Source organism: Streptomyces sp. L7, from assembly GCF_050990935.1.
Lineage (GTDB): Bacteria > Actinomycetota > Actinomycetes > Actinomycetales > Microbacteriaceae > Leifsonia.
Genome location: NZ_CP194644.1, coordinates 874,852 through 889,675, shown reverse-complemented (window position 1 = coordinate 889,675; position 14,824 = coordinate 874,852). Strand labels below are relative to the sequence as shown.

Below are 14,824 nucleotides of genomic sequence, written 5' to 3'. Positions count from 1 at the left end.
TCCTCTTCGCGCGAATCCTCACAGTTATAAACCAGCAAGCTGGGGATTCTCTTTCCGGACGCCTCCTTCTCTCAGTGGGCTCACAGCGTCGATAAAGGAGCAGGGGCTCAGTTTCGCGCGCCGACCAGGCTTTTCAGGAGGTCGCAGCGATTGGTCACGATGCCGTCGACGCCCAGATCCAGCAGCCGGGTCATGTCGTCGACGTCGTCGACCGTCCAGACGTGCACCTCGGCTCCTGCGGCCTGGATCGCGCGGACCGTGCGGCCGGTGACCAGGCGCACCGGGCCGCGACGCTCCGGGATCTGCACGGCCGCGAACCCGCGCAGCGCCCGCCGCGCGAGGGGGCGCACGCCGAGTTTCGAGCCGAGTAGGGCGGGCACGAACTCCCAGACGGAGGGCGACACCGCGACGTCCGGCAGCGCGGACGTCGCCGCCCTCCTGCGCGCTCCCGAGAAGCTCGTCAGGAGGACCCGCTCGGCCGCGCGCGTCTTCACGATCGCCGCGGCGGCCGGGGCCGCGGCGCGCTCGTCCTTGATGTCGATGTTGAAGCGCGCCGCGGGGAACGCGTCGAGCGCCTCCGCCAGCGAGCAGAACGACTGGCCGTCGCCGAGCGGGATGCGCCGCAGCTCGGCCAGGGTGAGCTGGTCGACGCGCACGTCGCGGCCGGCCACCCGGGTCAGGTCGGGGTCGTGGCTGACCACCGCCACGCCGTCGGCCGAGGCGTGCACGTCGGTCTCCAGGTGCGTCGCGCCGGCGCTCAGAGCCTTCAGGAACGCGAGCAGCGTGTTCTCCGGCGCGTCCAGCGCCAGGCCGCGGTGCGCGATGATGCGCGGCCGCGGCCCGTCGAGGAAGGTCACGCCGGGGGAGCGGGCGCGGGAGTGGGCGGCGGAGTCGCGCCGGTCGCGGGGGCGGCGCCTGCCGCCTCCACCGACGGCGCGGCCTGTGTGCCGGCCGGGACCACGCCGAGCCCGGCTGCGGCCGCGCCCTTCGGCCCGAACGCCTGACCGATGCCCTTCAACGCCTCCGTGAGCTCGCTCGGGATGACCCAGAGCTTGTTCGCGGTGCCTTCGGCGAGCTTCGGCAGGGTCTGCAGGTACTGGTAGGCGAGCAGCAGGTTGTCCGGGTTGCCGGCGTGGATGGCGCCGAAGACCGTGGTGATCGCCTTCGCCTCGCCCTCCGCGCGCAGCACGGCCGCCTTCGCGTCGCCCTCCGCCTTGAGGATGGACGCTTGGCGCATTCCCTCCGCGTTGAGGATCTCGGACTGCTTGGTGCCCTCGGCCGTCAGGATCAGCGCACGACGATCGCGCTCGGCGCGCATCTGCTTCTCCATCGAGTCCTGGATGGACACGGGCGGGTCGATCGCCTTGAGCTCCACGCGGGATACTCGGATCCCCCACTTGCCGGTGGCCTCGTCGAGCACCAGGCGGAGCTGGCCGTTGATGTTGTCGCGGCTGGTCAGCGCGGCCTCGAGGTTCAGGCCGCCGACCACGTTACGGAGCGTGGTGGTGGTGAGCTGCTCGACGGCGCCGAGGTAGTTGGCGATCTCGTAGGTCGCCGCGCGCGCGTCGGTGACCTGGAAGTACACGACCGTGTCGATCGAGACGACCAGGTTGTCCTCGGTGATGACCGGCTGCGGCGGGAAGGACACGACCTGCTCGCGCAGGTCGATGAGCGGCCGCACCTTGTCGATGAACGGGACGACGACGTTGAGACCGGGGGTGAGCGTCTTGTGGTACCGGCCCAGACGCTCCACCACTCCGGCCCGCGCCTGCGGGATGATCCGGATGGCGCGGAACAGCGTGACCAGCACGAAGATCGCGATCACCAGGATGATGACCGAGACCACGATGGTCACGACGAGCTGGGTGACTGCGGTCACGTGACGCTCCTCTCGGTGAGGTCGCCGGCTCCCGCCGACACCGGTGACGGGGCGACGACGGCTGTCGCGCCCTCGATGCTCAGGACGATGACGTGCTCACCCGGCACCAGTTCCGCGGGGCCGGACTGAGCGGGCGAGAGCCGCGCGGTCCAGGTCTCCCCGACGGACAGCTTGACCAGTCCCGCAGTGCGCGAGACGGTGGAGACGACGACGCCGGTCATGCCGATCAGCGCGTCCACGTTGCTCTTGGCGGGGTCGCCGCCGCGCTTGAGCCGGTGCAGCAGCGGCGGCCGGATGAAGAACACCAGGACCACCGAGAGCGCGGCCGCGATGATCAGCTGAAGCCACCACGGCGCACCGAGCAGGCCGGAGATCAGGCCGCCCAGGCTGCCGATCGCGATCATGAGGAAGACGAAGTCGAGCGTCAGCATCTCGATGATCACGAACACGAGGATGAGGACGAGCCAGGCGATCCAGGCGAAGGATGTGATGTCCATGAGCCGCCCCTCTCTACACATCACTATGTACTTGCTAGAACGCTAGCATTCCCGCGGCCCACTGGACGGAACGCACTTGGTAGTCTCAGAAAGCCGTGTCGTCCAACGCTCTAGGAGTACCCGTGTCCAACGCTTCCGCGTCCGCCAGCCCGCTCGAGCCGGGCAGCCTCGCCGGCAAACGCGCCCTCGTCACCGGTTCGTCGCGCGGTATCGGCGCCGACACCGTGCAGTACCTGGCCGACGCCGGCGCCGCGGTCGCGATCAACTACCGCAACAAAGAAGCGCGCGCGGTCAAGCTGGCCGACGCGATCCGCGCGCAGGGCGGCACCGCGATCACCGTGGGCGCGGACCTGACCGACCCACGTCGGTCGCCGCGCTGTTCGCGGCCGTCGACGCGGAGTGGGGCGGCCTCGACATCCTGGTCCTCAACGCCTCCGGCGGCATGGAGTCCGGGATGGCCGAGGACTACGCCATGCGGCTCAACCGCGACGCCCAGGTCAACGTGCTGACGTCGGCATTGCCGCTCATGGCCGCCGGCTCCCGTGTCGTGTTCGTCACGAGCCACCAGGCGCACTTCATCCGCTCCACCCCGACCATGCCGGAGTACGAGGCGGTCGCGCTCAGCAAGCGGGCGGGCGAGGACGCGCTGCGGAAGCTGCTCCCGGAACTGGACGCGAAGGGCGTCGAGTTCGTCGTGGTCTCCGGCGACATGATCGAGGGCACCATCACCGCGACGCTGCTCAACCGGCTCAACCCGGGTGCGATCGACGCCCGCAAGGAGGCCGCCGGCCGCCTCTACAACGTCGGCGAGTTCGCCGCCGAGGTCGCTTCGGCGGTCGTCGACCCGGTTCCGGCCGACCACACCCGCCTCGTCGGCGACGTCTCCAGCTTCGAGCCGATCAGCGAATGAGGCCCGCCGACCTGGAGCTCCTGACCGGGGTCTCCCGTCCCACCGTCCACCCGGCAGGCGGACGTGCCGTCGTCTCGGTCACGCATCCCTCCTTCGCCGCGGACGCGACGGTCGGCCAGCTCTGGAACGTCCCGCTGTCCGGGCACGCCGCGCCGAGGCGGCTCACTCGCGGCTTCCGCGACAGCGCCCCGAAGTTCTCGCCGGACGGGCGGCTGATCGCGTTCCTGCGCGGCGGCCCGAAGTCCCCGTCGCAGCTGATGGTGGTGGACGCCGCGGGCGGAGAGCCCGTCGTCGTCACCGACCGCAAGCTGGGCGTGACCGAGTTCGCCTGGTCTCCGGACGGCCGCTCGCTGGCTTTCGTCAGCCGCGATCCCGAGCAGGGGCGCTACGGCACGGTCGAAGGCATCGAGCCGAACGGGGAGCGGGCCCGGCGGATCGACACACTGAAATATCAAGCCAACGGGCTGGGGTACATCACCGACCGGCGTTCGCACGTCTACCTGGTGCCGGCGCCGGATGTCTGGGCGGAGCCGCCCGTGTCGCCGATCGCGGAGGCCGACGGCTCGACGCGGCCGGCTCCGGCGGTCGCGACACCGCGCGCGCTGACGAGCGGGGACTGGGACGACTCGGCGATCGCATTCTCGCCGGACGGATCGACGCTCGCGTTCGTCTCGGCCCGGCACGCGGGCCGGGACGACGACCTCCGCTCGAACGTGTTCCTGGTGCCGGTCGACGGCGGCCGGGAGCCCTCCGACGCGACGGGGGAGCACGGCAGCTTCTCGGTCGTCGCGGTCACGTACGGCCTCAACGGCGCGCTCTACTTCAGCGCGCAGGACGTGGGTCAGGGCGGCCGGGACTTCGTGGCGAAGAACACCGCGCTCTTCGTGCTCGATCACCCGGGCGCCGCGCCGCGCAGGCTCACCGAGCCGGAGACGGTCGACCTCACCGAGTCGGAGATCGTCGCTTTCCGCGACGACAGCGTGCTGGTGTGCGACCGCCGCCGCGGCGCGCTCGTCCTCACCGAAGTGGAGGCGGACGGCGCCGCACGTCGGCTCACCGACGATCTGACGGTGGTGAGCGGCGTCGGCACGGCGGGCGGGACCATCGTGGCGAGCGTCTCCGACGCCGGCACGGCGGGCGACGTCGCCGTGATCGACGGCGATAGCCTCCGGCGGCTCACCGACTTCTCCCATGACCTCCGCGCAGCCGGCGTGATCGCGCCCCGCGAGCTCACGGTGACGGGCCGCGACGGGTACCCGATCCACGGCTGGGTCGTGGCGCCCGAGGGCAGCGGACCGCATCCCGTGCTCCTCACCATCCACGGCGGACCGTTCGCGGCCTACACCGCTGCGCTCTTCGACGAAGCGCAGGTCTACGCGGCGGCAGGCTACGCCGTGGTGATGTGCAATCCACGCGGGTCGGCCGGCTACGGCCAGGAGCACGGTCGCGTCATCCGGCAGCGGATGGGCACCGTCGACCTCGCCGACGTTCTCGACTTCCTGGACGGCGCCATCGCGGCGACCCCGGACCTCGACGCCGAACGCGTCGGCGTGATGGGAGGGTCCTACGGCGGCTACCTGACCGCGTGGACGATCGCGCACGACCACCGCTTCGCCGCGGCGATCGTGGAGCGCGGCTATCTCGACCCGGCCGCCTTCATCGGCACGAGCGACATCGGCAGCTTCTTCAGCGACGAGTACACCGGCACCGATCCGTCCGGGATCGCCGCGCAGAGCCCGCAGGCCGTGGTCGACCGCGTCCGGACGCCCACGCTCGTGCTGCACTCGTCGAACGACCTGCGCTGCCCGCTCGGGCAGGCCGAGCGGTACTACGCGGCGCTGAAGCGCGGCGGTGTCGAGGCCGAGCTCGTGATCTTCCCGGGGAGGACCACGAGCTGAGCCGCAGCGGCCGCCCGCGGCACCGTCGCGAGCGGTTCGAGATCATCCTGGACTGGTGGGACCGGCACCTGCCGGTGAAGCCGCGCCGCTAGGCGGCGGCGGGTGCCGCGGGTGCCGCAGTCGTCTTCAGCACCTCTCGCCCGAATGTGAACGCGCGGACGACGCCGATGATGCCGAGCACGATCAGCGCGATCGCGGCGAACAGGATCAGGAACACGGCCGACGACGCCGGCAGGAACAGCACCACGAGGCCCGCGATGATGCTCAGGATGCCGTAGGCGATCGCCCATCCGGCGGAGCGGGCGCGTCCCGCCTCCACGAGCGCCATGATGCCCTCGATGATCCAGCCGACGCCGATGAAGGCGAGGGCGAAGATCACCAGGACGGTCGCGGCGGTCGACACGTTCTTCAGGGTCACGATGGCCAGGAAGACCAGCAGGACCCCGAGGATGATGTTGAGCGTCCGGATCCCGCCGCCGATGCCGCGGGCGAAGATCCCGACGCCCAGCCGCATGATGCCGGAGACGAGGAAGTAGATCCCGAGGAAGACCGCCAGGACGGCGATGGTCTTGGCGGGCCAGAAGAGCAGCACGACGCCGAGGATCACCGCGACGGCGCCGCTGACTCCGAGGACGGCGCGGATCCCGTTGATGGCGGAGCGGGTCATCTCCGACGCGTCCAGCGAGAGGTCGCGGACGGCGGAGTCGAGAGGATCGGTGGAGGACATCGCACGCACCTTTCTGTCGGTCGGCCACGGTGTCGGGTGGCCGCTTACGCGCAGAATACTGAAGATTCGCTGTGCAGATCAGACCCATTCTCTCGACGTCGCGAGTGCGGGGAGGGGAGGTGGGTCTGCGGCACCTGGTTAGATCGGAGAGGACACCGAATGGACGGAGTGCAACGATGACCACGGCCACCAACGCGGACGGACCGGAGCGGGCGGACTCCCACGACGTCATCCGGGTCCGCGGCGCGCGTGAGAACAATCTCAAGGACGTCAGCGTCGACCTGCCGAAGCGCCGGCTGACGGTGTTCACCGGCGTGTCCGGCTCCGGCAAGAGCTCACTCGTCTTCGGGACTATCGCGGCCGAGTCGCAGCGTCTCATCAACGAGACGTACAGTGCCTTCGTGCAGGGCTTCATGCCGTCGCTCGCGCGGCCCGACGTCGACGTGCTCGAGGGCCTGACGACGGCCATCCTCGTCGACCAGGAACGGATGGGCGCCAACGCGCGGTCCACGGTCGGCACGGTCACCGACGCGAACGCCATGCTCCGGATCCTGTTCAGCCGCCTCGGGCAGCCGCACGTCGGCTCCCCGCAGGCCTTCTCGTTCAACATCCCGACCGTGCGCGGCGCCGGCGCGATTTCCATCGAGGGCAAGGGGACGGTGAAGCGCAGCTTCGAGCAGACCGGTGGGATGTGCCCGCGCTGCGAGGGGATGGGCACCGCCTCCGAGATCGACCTGACCCAGCTCTACGACGAGACCAAGTCGCTCTCCGGCGGAGCGATCACCGTGCCCGGCTACACGGCCGACGGCTGGTCGGTGCGGATGTTCAGCGAGTCCGGCTTCTTCGACGCGGCCAAGCCGATCCGGGATTTCTCGGACACCGAGCTGCACGACTTCCTCTACAAGGAGCCGGTGAAGGTCAAGATCAACGGCATCAACCTCACCTACGAGGGCCTGGTGCCGCGGGTCCAGAAGTCGATGCTGTCCAAGGACGTCGATGCGATGCAGCCGCACATCCGCGCCTTCGTGGAACGCGCCGTCACCTTCGCGCCGTGCCCCGAGTGCGGAGGGACACGCCTGAACGAGGGGGCGCGGTCGTCGCTCATCCGCGGGGTCAGCATCGCCGACGTGTGCGCGATGCAGCTCAGCGACCTCGCCGAGTGGGTGCGGGGGCTGGACGAGCCGTCTGTAGCGCCGCTCCTGGAGAACCTGCAGGGCACGCTCGACTCGTTCGTGGACATCGGCCTCGGCTACCTCTCTCTCGACCGGCCCTCCGGAACGCTGTCGGGCGGCGAAGCGCAGCGCACCAAGATGATCCGCCACCTGGGGTCCTCGCTCACCGACATCACCTACGTGTTCGACGAGCCGTCGGTCGGACTGCACCCGCACGACATGCGCCGGATGAACGAGCTGCTCGTGCAGCTCCGCGACAAGGGCAACACGGTCCTGGTGGTGGAGCACAAGCCGGAGATGATCGTCATCGCCGACCACGTGGTCGACCTCGGTCCGCGCGCGGGCACGGCCGGGGGAGAGATCGTCTACGAGGGGACCATCGACGGGCTGCGGGGGAGCGGCACGCTGACCGGGCGGCACCTGGACGACCGGGCGCAGGTCAAGGAGTCGGTGCGGACGCCGTCCGGCGTCCTGGAGGTGCGCGGAGCGACGTCGCACAACCTGCAGAACGTCGATGTGGACCTCCCGCTCGGCGTGCTGGTCGTGGTGACCGGCGTGGCCGGATCCGGCAAGAGCTCGCTCATCCACGGCTCGGTGTCGCCGCGCGAGGGCGTCGTCTCCGTGGATCAGGGCGCCATCCGCGGCTCGCGGCGCAGCAACCCGGCCACCTACACCGGCCTGCTGGAACCGATCCGCAAGGCGTTCGCCAAGGCGAACGGCGTCAAGCCAGCGCTGTTCAGCGCGAACTCCGAGGGCGCCTGCCCGAACTGCAACGGCGCCGGCGTCATCTACACCGACCTCGGGGTGATGGCCGGCGTCTCGACCGTGTGCGAGGTGTGCGAAGGCAAGCGCTTCGACGCGTCCGTGCTGGAGTACCGCTTCGGCGGCCTCGACATCAGCGAGGTGCTGGCGCTGTCGGTGGAGGACGCCGAGACGTTCTTCGCGAGCGGCGAGTCGCGCATCCCGGCCGCCCACGCGATCCTGCAGCGCCTGGCCGACGTCGGCCTCGGCTACCTGACCATCGGCCAGCCGCTCACGACGCTGTCCGGCGGCGAGCGCCAGCGGCTGAAACTCGCGACGCACATGGCGGAGAAGGGCGGCGTCTACGTGCTGGACGAACCGACCACCGGTCTGCACCTGGCCGACGTCGAGCAGCTCCTCGGCCTCCTCGACCGGCTGGTCGACTCCGGCAAGTCGGTGATCGTCATCGAGCACCACCAGGCCGTCATGGCGCACGCCGACTGGATCGTGGACCTCGGCCCCGGCGCGGGGCACGACGGCGGACGCGTCGTGTTCGAGGGCACGCCCGCCGACCTGGTGGCGTCGCGGGCGACGCTGACCGCGCAGCATCTGGCGGAGTACGTGGGGGCGTGACGTCCTAGTGGGCCGCCACCGCGTTCCCGGTGAGCTCGTGGCGCGAGTAGGTGTCGACGAAGCATTCGTAGGCGCGGTCTCCTGACGTCCACTGCGTCTCGGTGTTCGGGTAGCGCAGCTCGACCTGCACGTCCTCGTTCCACACCGCGACCCAGTTCCAGTCCAGGAGTCCGGGCGCCGTGCAGAGGTCGCCGACCTGGGAGTTCAGGGCCTGTGTGCCGGGGAACGGTGCGCGTGGAGCCTGGGGGAGCGCACCCTTCGAGAGCACCTGGGCGATGTGCGGCGACGCGCAGTCGACGACGGGGTAGGCGTTCGCCCACGGCGACGGGAAGACCTGGAGGCAGGAGCCGGTGGCGATCCCGGCCACCGGCTGCGCGGGAACCGTGGCGACGGGCGGCGTGGGAGTCGCCCGCGGCGGCAGGCTGAGCGGTGCCGGGCCCGGCTCCGGGGGTGCGGAGGAGCGGTCGGAACCGTTGCCGTTATGTCAGCACGGGCGTCTCCGGCGGGGGCGGCGATGGCGAAGGCGGCGACGGAGAGGAGGGCGACCGCGGCGGCGCCGGTCGCGCTGACGAGGATGAGCCACCCGCGGCGCGACAGCCCGTCCGGGCTCGCGGGCGATCGGCGGTTCTTCACCGCCTCATCCTACGTTCGGCCGGTGGAATCGCGAGCTGTGCCGCAGGATGCGCGCACCAGCGTGAACAGGGGGCTCCGTTCGACGGTGACGATGGACGGGTAGGCGGTGCGGCCGTGAGGGCCCGGGCAGTGGCGAGTGGATAGCCTGGAGGGATGGAACGAGCCAAGAACATCCTGCGCCTGAGCGTCGGCGGATCCTCCCGGACGTCCCTGCGCACGGAGCTGCGGTCGGGCGGTGTCCTCCTGAATGCGTACGCCGAGACGCTGCTCGATCACGAGGCGTTCGCGTTGCGGGATCCGGTAGTGCTCACTGTCGTCGCGCGCGGCGTGGGCGAGCTGGGCCTCGCTGCCGGCGCGACGCTGCCGGAGGTCTTCGCCGCGGCCCGGGAGCAGGGGCTGTCGCTGTGCCCGCCCGACACCGGCCCGTACCTCCGGCTCGCGCTGCGGTCGCAGCCGAACGCCCCGGACTCGGTGCTGTCCGCCGGACGCTCGCCGGCGGGCGCGCTCAAGGTCGCGAGCGCGCCGCTGAGCGACGACGTGGAGTTCCCGAAGGGCTTCTACCTGCGCGTGGTCGATGGCGTGCAGTGGCTGCGTGGCTACCGCTGTGACGACGAGTACCGGTACACGGCCGAGGACCGGTTCGCCTTCACGCTCCCGCTATGAGCGGTACTCCGGGTTCGGGAAGTCGAACCGGGTCCCGGCGTCCCACTCCCGGCGCTGGTTGCCGTAGTCGGGGAAGCCGCCCGCGTCCTTCAGCAGCCGCGCGAGGTGGAGGAGGTTCCAAGTCAGGAACGTCGTGTTCCGGTTGGTGAAGTCGTTGTCGAACCCCACGCGCCGGCCGTCGCCCAGGTCGTCGCCGTAACTGGGGCCGGGTCCGGCCTCGCCGATCCATCCGGCGTCCGCCTGCGGAGGGATGGAGTAGCCGATGTGCTGCAGGCTGTAGAGAACGTTGGACGCGCAGTGCTTGATGCCGTCCTCGTTGCCGGTGATGAGGCACCCGCCGGTCCGGCCGTAGTAGAGCCACTGGCCTTTCTCGTTCAGCTCGCCCGAATGCGCGTAGAGCCGCTCGATGATCTTCTTCGTCTCGCTGCTGTTGTCGCCGAGCCAGATCGGGCCGGCGATCACGAGGATGTCGGCAGCGAGCACCCGCGGGAAGAGCTCCGGCCAGGCATCAGCGTCCCAGCCGTGCTCGCGCATGTCGGGGTAGACACCCGTGGCGATCGCGTGGTCGACGGCGCGGAACTGGTCGACCTGCACGCCCTGGGCGGACATGATCGACGCGCTCACGTCGATCAGCGACTGGGTGTGGCTGCGGCCGGGGGAGCGGGTGAGGGTGGTGTTGATGTAGAGCGCGCGCAGATCGCTGAAATCGGTTCCCGAGGAGCTCATGGGGTCACGCTACAACTGCTCGCCGTGCCGCGCGACGAAACAGTGCTGAGATCCGGCGCCCGTCGGAGCCGCGCAGTACGCTCACCTCATCGGCGGGAGGGACTCGCCGCGAGCCTGGAGCAGAGCGATGTCACAGCCGTCTTTCCCCACCGGAGCATCCGGAGCCCCGACCCCTCGGAACTCCGGCGGAACATCCACTGCCACCGCGCCGGCGCCCGAGCACCGGCACCCTTTCCTCCGGCCCAGCCGCCTGCTCGCCAACGCCCCGCACGAGAGGCTGCATCCCGCAGTGCTCGCCGAAGCCGAGCGCCGGGCCTCGAGCGTCCAGCTCCGGATCGCCGACGCGATCACGGCATTCGCCGGGTCGATGATGTTCGTCTATCTGCACGTCGTGCTCTTCGCGGTGTGGATGCTCGTGTTCGAGAAGAGCCCCTGGCCGACCCTGACCCTCATCGTGTCTCTCGAGGCGATCTTCCTGTCGACGTTCGTCATGATCGGGCAGAACCGCCAGGCGGCCTTCCAGCAAGCGAAGGCGGACCACGACTACATCGCCCAGCAGAAGCTGCTGGAGGAGAACACGGAGCTCACGCGCACGATCCACACGCTGACGCAGGAAATCCACGCTCGGATGCCCGCGAGCGGGACGCCGTCGACCGGCGCGCCTGACGCATCCTTGTAACGCTGATAATGCACATTATGTCAGCTCGAAGACGCGCTCTCGCCTACCAGCGCGGTCACCGTGCATTCGAGCGTGTAGCCGCTGGGCAACGCGACCTTCATCGGTTGACCGCACCAGCGCGCTCACGAGCGCCGCCACCACCTTCGAACGTCTGCGAGTGAAGAACGTCATCGATGCCCCCGCGGCTCTGAAATATCCGTCGAAAAGTACCGGCCTCGCTCAGGGCGCCGGGCGCTCCATGCGGGTGTACGCATACGGCACCCAGTCCCCGCTGAATACCCCGCTAACGGGTACGCATCCTCACCACTCGTTTGTTCACGTTCCATCGCCTCACTCAGGGCTTCAGGCAAGAAGGACAAGGATCTCACGCTGCCGTTGCAACTGGTTGTCCTCCCACCACTCAACGACGACCACCGCAGCCGGAGGGCTGGCGACGCCCCTGTGCACGCGCACTTCTGCCGATTCGCCGGGACCAATGGGCTCCACTTTCGAGACCGATACGTCAGCCTTATCCAAATCGGTTAGACCCTCGATGCGGACGTCGCGAGCAGTGGCGCCACCTTCGTTTCGCAGCTCGTAACCGTCGTCGCTCCGAAGCAGACCCGGGAACTTCCCGATCCGTCTGACCTCCCAATGAACGGCTTTTGTGGCAGCATCTCCTTCGCTCGCTGCGGCCGGAGCATCTCCCCAGGTCGCTCCCGTTGACGCATGCGCGCTGCGCTCAAGCAACGCTAGCTGTGACTTCGTGGCAGCTTCACTGGCGTTTGCGGCCTTCGCCAATGCCTCGGTGGCTGCAACCTGCGCTGCCCCCGATGCCACGTTCGCCCGGTACGCGAGATATGCGATCGCGCCAGACACTAGAACGCCGAGCAGGCTCACGACGACCATGAGCCAATCCGTCAGCGAGGATCCCGTGTCCACCGGCAGCGGAATCGGGATCGAGCCTGCCTCGGGTGTCATGGCCCGCACTCTATCGCTCACTCAACCGCAGCGCTCTATCTGTGTGTGCGTATTTGGACCGCGCGCTAACACCAAGAACGGCCCGGTGACTAATAGCTGGAAAACCAGTAGGCCTGGAACGAATACGCCGCTCGTCAATACGCACCCTCACCACCCACATCACGGGCCCACCTCGTACACGACCTGGCCACATCGTCCAGTGAGCGCAGGATCGTCGCGCTATCACGTGGGGCGCTCCCCAACCGGAATCGGCTACGCGCTCAGGAGGCGGGCCTTCTGCGCCTCGAACTCGGCCTCGGTGAGCACCCCGGCGGCTCGCAGCTCACCGAGCTGTGCGAGCTGATCGAGCGGCGTGGGCGCAGGGACCCCGGCCGGCGTCTCGTCGCCACCGGGCCGGCGCTGCCCGGCCGCGGCGTCCTGAGCCGCCCAGCGCTGCTGCTGGCGTCGGTGGGTGCTTCCGATGACGCGTGTCGCGACGGAGGCGCGCGCGGCGGTGCGCAGAAGGCTCATCGGTCGGTTCCTTCCACTTCGAGGGCGTCGGCGAGGTCGATGATGTCGACTCCCCGGCGAACAGCTCCGCGCCGCCCGCTGTGATCCACGCGTCGGCCGCGGGAGCCAGGGAGCGGTCCTCGTAGACGAGCGCGATGGCGAAGGCGCCGGGCTCCAGCGCGTCGGCGACCCGCTGGACGTCCTTCGCGTCGAGGATGCCCGAATACGCGCCGTCGAAGCCGTCGGAGCCGCCAGATACCGGGAACTGGTCGAGCGGCCGACGGACCGGCGCCCCGGTGTCGTCGACACGGATCAGTTCGAGGTCGAGCACCTCGATGATCCCCTCGTCGACCCGGTGCAGCACCGCGGCGAGGCCCGCGCTGACGGAGGCGTCCTCGGGGAAGGCGAACACCAGATAGTCCACGGGTCCGGCGAAAGCGTCGTTGGCCATGTCGTTCCTTTCTCTAGAGAGGGCACGGCGATGGCCACGCTAGCGGCGGCCCGGATGCTCTCCCCGCAGTGGGGCCGCCTGCAGCGTCAACGGGAGCGAAGTTTCACCGGGTCGCCCATCCCCTGACCCGCGACGTCGGCGGCGCGCTCACCTGGACGCGTCGACGGGGCGCGGTGGGCGGCCTGTCATGAGCGTTCGTGCACCGAGTAGGTGAGGTGCGTCGCGCGCGGCGACGCCTCCGAGCCGGTCTGCTCCAGCTTGATGCGGGAGTCGTCCACGGAGTCGAACAGACGGATGCCCTTCCCGAACAGCACAGGCGAGAGGGCGATCGAGAATTCGTCGACCAGGCCCGCGTTCAGGTACTCCACGATCGTGGCGCCGCCCCCGGCGATCCGGACGTCGCGCTCCCCCGCGACCTCGCGCGCCCGGTCGAGCGCGACCCACAGGTCGTCCACAAAGTGGAAGGTGGTCCCGCCGAGGCGCACCCACGGGTCGCGGCGCTCGTGCGTGACGACGAACACGTCCGTGTGGAACGGCGCGTCCTCCGGCCAGGCGTGCTCGCCGGCCTCGAACATCCGCTTTCCCATCACGCTGGCGCCGGTGCGCTCGAAGGTGCGGCGGGCGATGTCGTCGTCCAGGCCCTCCTCGCCGCCCGGGCCGAGAGCGAGGTTCCCGCGGAAGAACCGGGTCGGGAAGACCCAGTGCTGCAGCTCCATCCACTGCGTGCCCATCAACTCCTCCGGGGAGTCCGGCGCCATGAACCCGTCCAGCGACATCGAGACGCTGAAGAACACCTTCCCAGCCATCAGTTCCTCTTCTCATTCCTCATCGTGGGTCATTCCTCATCGTCGTCTCGACGTAGCCGGCCAGCTTGGCCAGCGTCTGCCTGCCGCCCTCGGCGGCGTGGGAGCGTTCGAGCGCCTGGTCGCGCAGTTCCACGGTCGGGAACACCGTTCGCAGCTCGATGCGCGTCGCGGCGCCTACCGGGGTGAAGGTCAGCACCGAAGCGAACGTGTCCGGATCGTCGCGGTGCTCGCCGTGGAGCAGCTCGATGCGCTCGGGCGGGACGATGGCCGTCCAGGTGATCCACTCGGGATAGGCCGTGCCGTCCGGGCCGCGCATCGTGAAGGCCCACACCCCGCCCACCCGGAAGTCGAAGGACCGGGTGGTCGTGCTGAACCCCGCCGGACCCCACCACCGCGAGAGGTGCCTGACCTCCGTGAACGCCTCGAACACCAGCTCGGGCGGAGCGTCGATCAGGCGCGAGACGACGATCTCGCGATCGGCTGCCGGCGACTCCGCTGTCTCTGGTTCCTGCACCGGCTACTCCCCTGCCCTCTGCGCTGTGAGCTCCTGCACGTACGCATCGAGGCGGTCGAAGCTCTCGTTCCAGAACTGCTCGAAGCCGCCCGTCCACTCGTGGATCGTCCGCAGGCCGCCGGCGTCGAGGCCGTAGACCCGCTGCTTGCCTGCTCGGCGGTCCTGTACGAGCCCGACTTCCTTGAGCACCCGCAGGTGCTTGGACGCGCCGGGCTGCGGAATCCCGAGCGCCGCGGCCACCTCGTTCACCGGCCGCTCGCCGGACCGCAGCAGCACCAGGATGTCGCGGCGGCGCGGTTCCGCGACGGCGTTGAAGACGTCCGAGGTCGTCGCTGCCCGTGCCATGCGTCCGATCATATACCGATATGGGTGCATGAACACAGGGTGAAGACCGTCGTTAAACTCGCCTTCCGCTGGACGGAAGGACGCCTCGCTCGCCGCGGAAC

16 protein-coding genes and 1 pseudogene are annotated in these 14,824 nt (G+C 69.6%); 5 read left to right on the top strand and 12 right to left on the bottom strand.

Annotated features, from left to right (window positions below; translation table 11 throughout):
- Window positions 1-107: 107 nt before the first annotated feature.
- The 3 genes from ACR5MH_RS04355 to ACR5MH_RS04345 are packed head-to-tail and all read right to left on the bottom strand — an operon-like array spanning window position 108 to window position 2,376.
- On the bottom strand, window positions 108-857 hold the full coding sequence (locus ACR5MH_RS04355) for a glycerophosphodiester phosphodiesterase family protein (protein ID WP_431346449.1): 750 nt from the start codon (window positions 855-857) through the stop codon (window positions 108-110).
- A complete protein-coding gene (locus ACR5MH_RS04350) occupies window positions 854-1,879 on the bottom strand; it encodes an SPFH domain-containing protein (RefSeq protein ID WP_431346450.1) in 1,026 nt (341 codons plus the stop codon). Before ACR5MH_RS04350 ends, ACR5MH_RS04355 begins: the two co-directional genes overlap by 4 nt.
- Complete coding sequence (locus tag ACR5MH_RS04345) at window positions 1,876-2,376, bottom strand: NfeD family protein (protein WP_431346451.1); 501 nt, start codon at window positions 2,374-2,376, stop codon at window positions 1,876-1,878. The genes ACR5MH_RS04350 and ACR5MH_RS04345 overlap by 4 nt, the downstream gene beginning before the upstream one ends.
- Window positions 2,377-2,471: 95 nt before the next feature.
- Between ACR5MH_RS04345 and ACR5MH_RS04340 the strand changes: the two are divergent.
- Window positions 2,472-3,286 (top strand): annotated as a pseudogene (locus ACR5MH_RS04340) (SDR family oxidoreductase).
- On the top strand, window positions 3,283-5,184 hold the full coding sequence (locus ACR5MH_RS04335; protein ID WP_433862329.1) for a S9 family peptidase: 1,902 nt from the start codon (window positions 3,283-3,285) through the stop codon (window positions 5,182-5,184). Before ACR5MH_RS04340 ends, ACR5MH_RS04335 begins: the two are co-directional and overlap by 4 nt.
- Window positions 5,185-5,272: 88 nt before the next feature.
- On the opposite strand, the gene ACR5MH_RS04330 is transcribed toward ACR5MH_RS04335, so the two are convergent.
- Entirely contained in the window at window positions 5,273-5,911 is a 639-nt protein-coding gene (locus ACR5MH_RS04330; protein ID WP_431346454.1) for an HdeD family acid-resistance protein, read from the bottom strand.
- A 176-nt stretch (window positions 5,912-6,087) separates the two neighbouring features.
- On the opposite strand from ACR5MH_RS04330, the gene ACR5MH_RS04325 reads away from it, so the two are divergent.
- Complete coding sequence (locus ACR5MH_RS04325; protein ID WP_433862328.1) at window positions 6,088-8,457, top strand: ATP-binding cassette domain-containing protein; 2,370 nt, start codon at window positions 6,088-6,090, stop codon at window positions 8,455-8,457.
- A gap of 4 nt (window positions 8,458-8,461) precedes the next feature.
- On the opposite strand, the gene ACR5MH_RS04320 is transcribed toward ACR5MH_RS04325, so the two are convergent.
- The gene (locus ACR5MH_RS04320) at window positions 8,462-8,824 is read right to left on the bottom strand and encodes a septum formation family protein (protein ID WP_431346455.1); all 363 of its coding nucleotides are present in this window, start codon (window positions 8,822-8,824) and stop codon (window positions 8,462-8,464) included.
- A 419-nt stretch (window positions 8,825-9,243) separates the two neighbouring features.
- Here ACR5MH_RS04320 and ACR5MH_RS04315 point away from each other — a divergent pair, with 419 nt between their 5' ends.
- Entirely contained in the window at window positions 9,244-9,753 is a 510-nt protein-coding gene (locus tag ACR5MH_RS04315; protein WP_431346456.1) for a hypothetical protein, read from the top strand.
- Here the strand turns inward: ACR5MH_RS04315 and ACR5MH_RS04310 are convergent.
- The gene (locus ACR5MH_RS04310) at window positions 9,748-10,479 is read right to left on the bottom strand and encodes a flavodoxin family protein (protein ID WP_431346457.1); all 732 of its coding nucleotides are present in this window, start codon (window positions 10,477-10,479) and stop codon (window positions 9,748-9,750) included. The two genes, ACR5MH_RS04315 and ACR5MH_RS04310, sit on opposite strands and share 6 nt — an antisense overlap.
- A 289-nt stretch (window positions 10,480-10,768) precedes the next feature.
- Here ACR5MH_RS04310 and ACR5MH_RS04305 point away from each other — a divergent pair, with 289 nt between their 5' ends.
- Window positions 10,769-11,158, top strand: coding sequence for a DUF1003 domain-containing protein (locus tag ACR5MH_RS04305; protein WP_431346458.1), 390 nt, complete (start codon window positions 10,769-10,771; stop codon window positions 11,156-11,158).
- A gap of 342 nt (window positions 11,159-11,500) precedes the next feature.
- On the opposite strand, the gene ACR5MH_RS04300 is transcribed toward ACR5MH_RS04305, so the two are convergent.
- The 6 genes from ACR5MH_RS04300 to ACR5MH_RS04275 form a co-directional block, all read right to left on the bottom strand.
- Window positions 11,501-12,118 carry a hypothetical protein gene (locus ACR5MH_RS04300; protein ID WP_431346459.1) on the bottom strand — a complete coding sequence of 206 codons (618 nt, stop codon included), beginning with the start codon at window positions 12,116-12,118 and terminating at the stop codon, window positions 11,501-11,503.
- Window positions 12,119-12,370: 252 nt separating this feature from the next.
- Window positions 12,371-12,424 (bottom strand): hypothetical protein, encoded by a 54-nt coding sequence (locus ACR5MH_RS04295; RefSeq protein ID WP_431346577.1) that lies wholly within the window; start codon window positions 12,422-12,424, stop codon window positions 12,371-12,373.
- A 16-nt stretch (window positions 12,425-12,440) separates the two neighbouring features.
- Window positions 12,441-13,058: a hypothetical protein gene (locus ACR5MH_RS04290; protein ID WP_431346581.1), complete on the bottom strand. Its 618-nt coding sequence runs from the start codon at window positions 13,056-13,058 to the stop codon at window positions 12,441-12,443.
- A gap of 185 nt (window positions 13,059-13,243) precedes the next feature.
- Complete coding sequence (locus ACR5MH_RS04285; protein ID WP_431346460.1) at window positions 13,244-13,864, bottom strand: dihydrofolate reductase family protein; 621 nt, start codon at window positions 13,862-13,864, stop codon at window positions 13,244-13,246.
- 19 nt (window positions 13,865-13,883) lie between these two features.
- Entirely contained in the window at window positions 13,884-14,378 is a 495-nt protein-coding gene (locus ACR5MH_RS04280; protein ID WP_431346461.1) for an SRPBCC family protein, read from the bottom strand.
- Window positions 14,379-14,381: 3 nt separating this feature from the next.
- Window positions 14,382-14,723 carry an ArsR/SmtB family transcription factor gene (locus ACR5MH_RS04275; RefSeq protein ID WP_431346462.1) on the bottom strand — a complete coding sequence of 114 codons (342 nt, stop codon included), beginning with the start codon at window positions 14,721-14,723 and terminating at the stop codon, window positions 14,382-14,384.
- Window positions 14,724-14,824 lie beyond the last annotated feature (101 nt).

What these genes read in the sequence shown, in the direction of transcription:
- ACR5MH_RS04315 (WP_431346456.1), top strand. Translation starts at nt 9,244, where the DNA reads ATGGAACGAGCCAAGAACATCCTGCGCCTGAGCGTCGGCGGATCCTCC.
- ACR5MH_RS04300 (WP_431346459.1), bottom strand. Translation starts at nt 12,118, where the DNA reads ATGACACCCGAGGCAGGCTCGATCCCGATTCCGCTGCCGGTGGACACG.
- ACR5MH_RS04335 (WP_433862329.1), top strand. Translation starts at nt 3,283, where the DNA reads ATGAGGCCCGCCGACCTGGAGCTCCTGACCGGGGTCTCCCGTCCCACC.
- ACR5MH_RS04345 (WP_431346451.1), bottom strand. Translation starts at nt 2,376, where the DNA reads ATGGACATCACATCCTTCGCCTGGATCGCCTGGCTCGTCCTCATCCTC.
- ACR5MH_RS04285 (WP_431346460.1), bottom strand. Translation starts at nt 13,864, where the DNA reads ATGGCTGGGAAGGTGTTCTTCAGCGTCTCGATGTCGCTGGACGGGTTC.
- ACR5MH_RS04310 (WP_431346457.1), bottom strand. Translation starts at nt 10,479, where the DNA reads ATGAGCTCCTCGGGAACCGATTTCAGCGATCTGCGCGCGCTCTACATC.
- ACR5MH_RS04275 (WP_431346462.1), bottom strand. Translation starts at nt 14,723, where the DNA reads ATGGCACGGGCAGCGACGACCTCGGACGTCTTCAACGCCGTCGCGGAA.
- ACR5MH_RS04290 (WP_431346581.1), bottom strand. Translation starts at nt 13,058, where the DNA reads ATGGCCAACGACGCTTTCGCCGGACCCGTGGACTATCTGGTGTTCGCC.
- ACR5MH_RS04330 (WP_431346454.1), bottom strand. Translation starts at nt 5,911, where the DNA reads ATGTCCTCCACCGATCCTCTCGACTCCGCCGTCCGCGACCTCTCGCTG.
- ACR5MH_RS04325 (WP_433862328.1), top strand. Translation starts at nt 6,088, where the DNA reads ATGACCACGGCCACCAACGCGGACGGACCGGAGCGGGCGGACTCCCAC.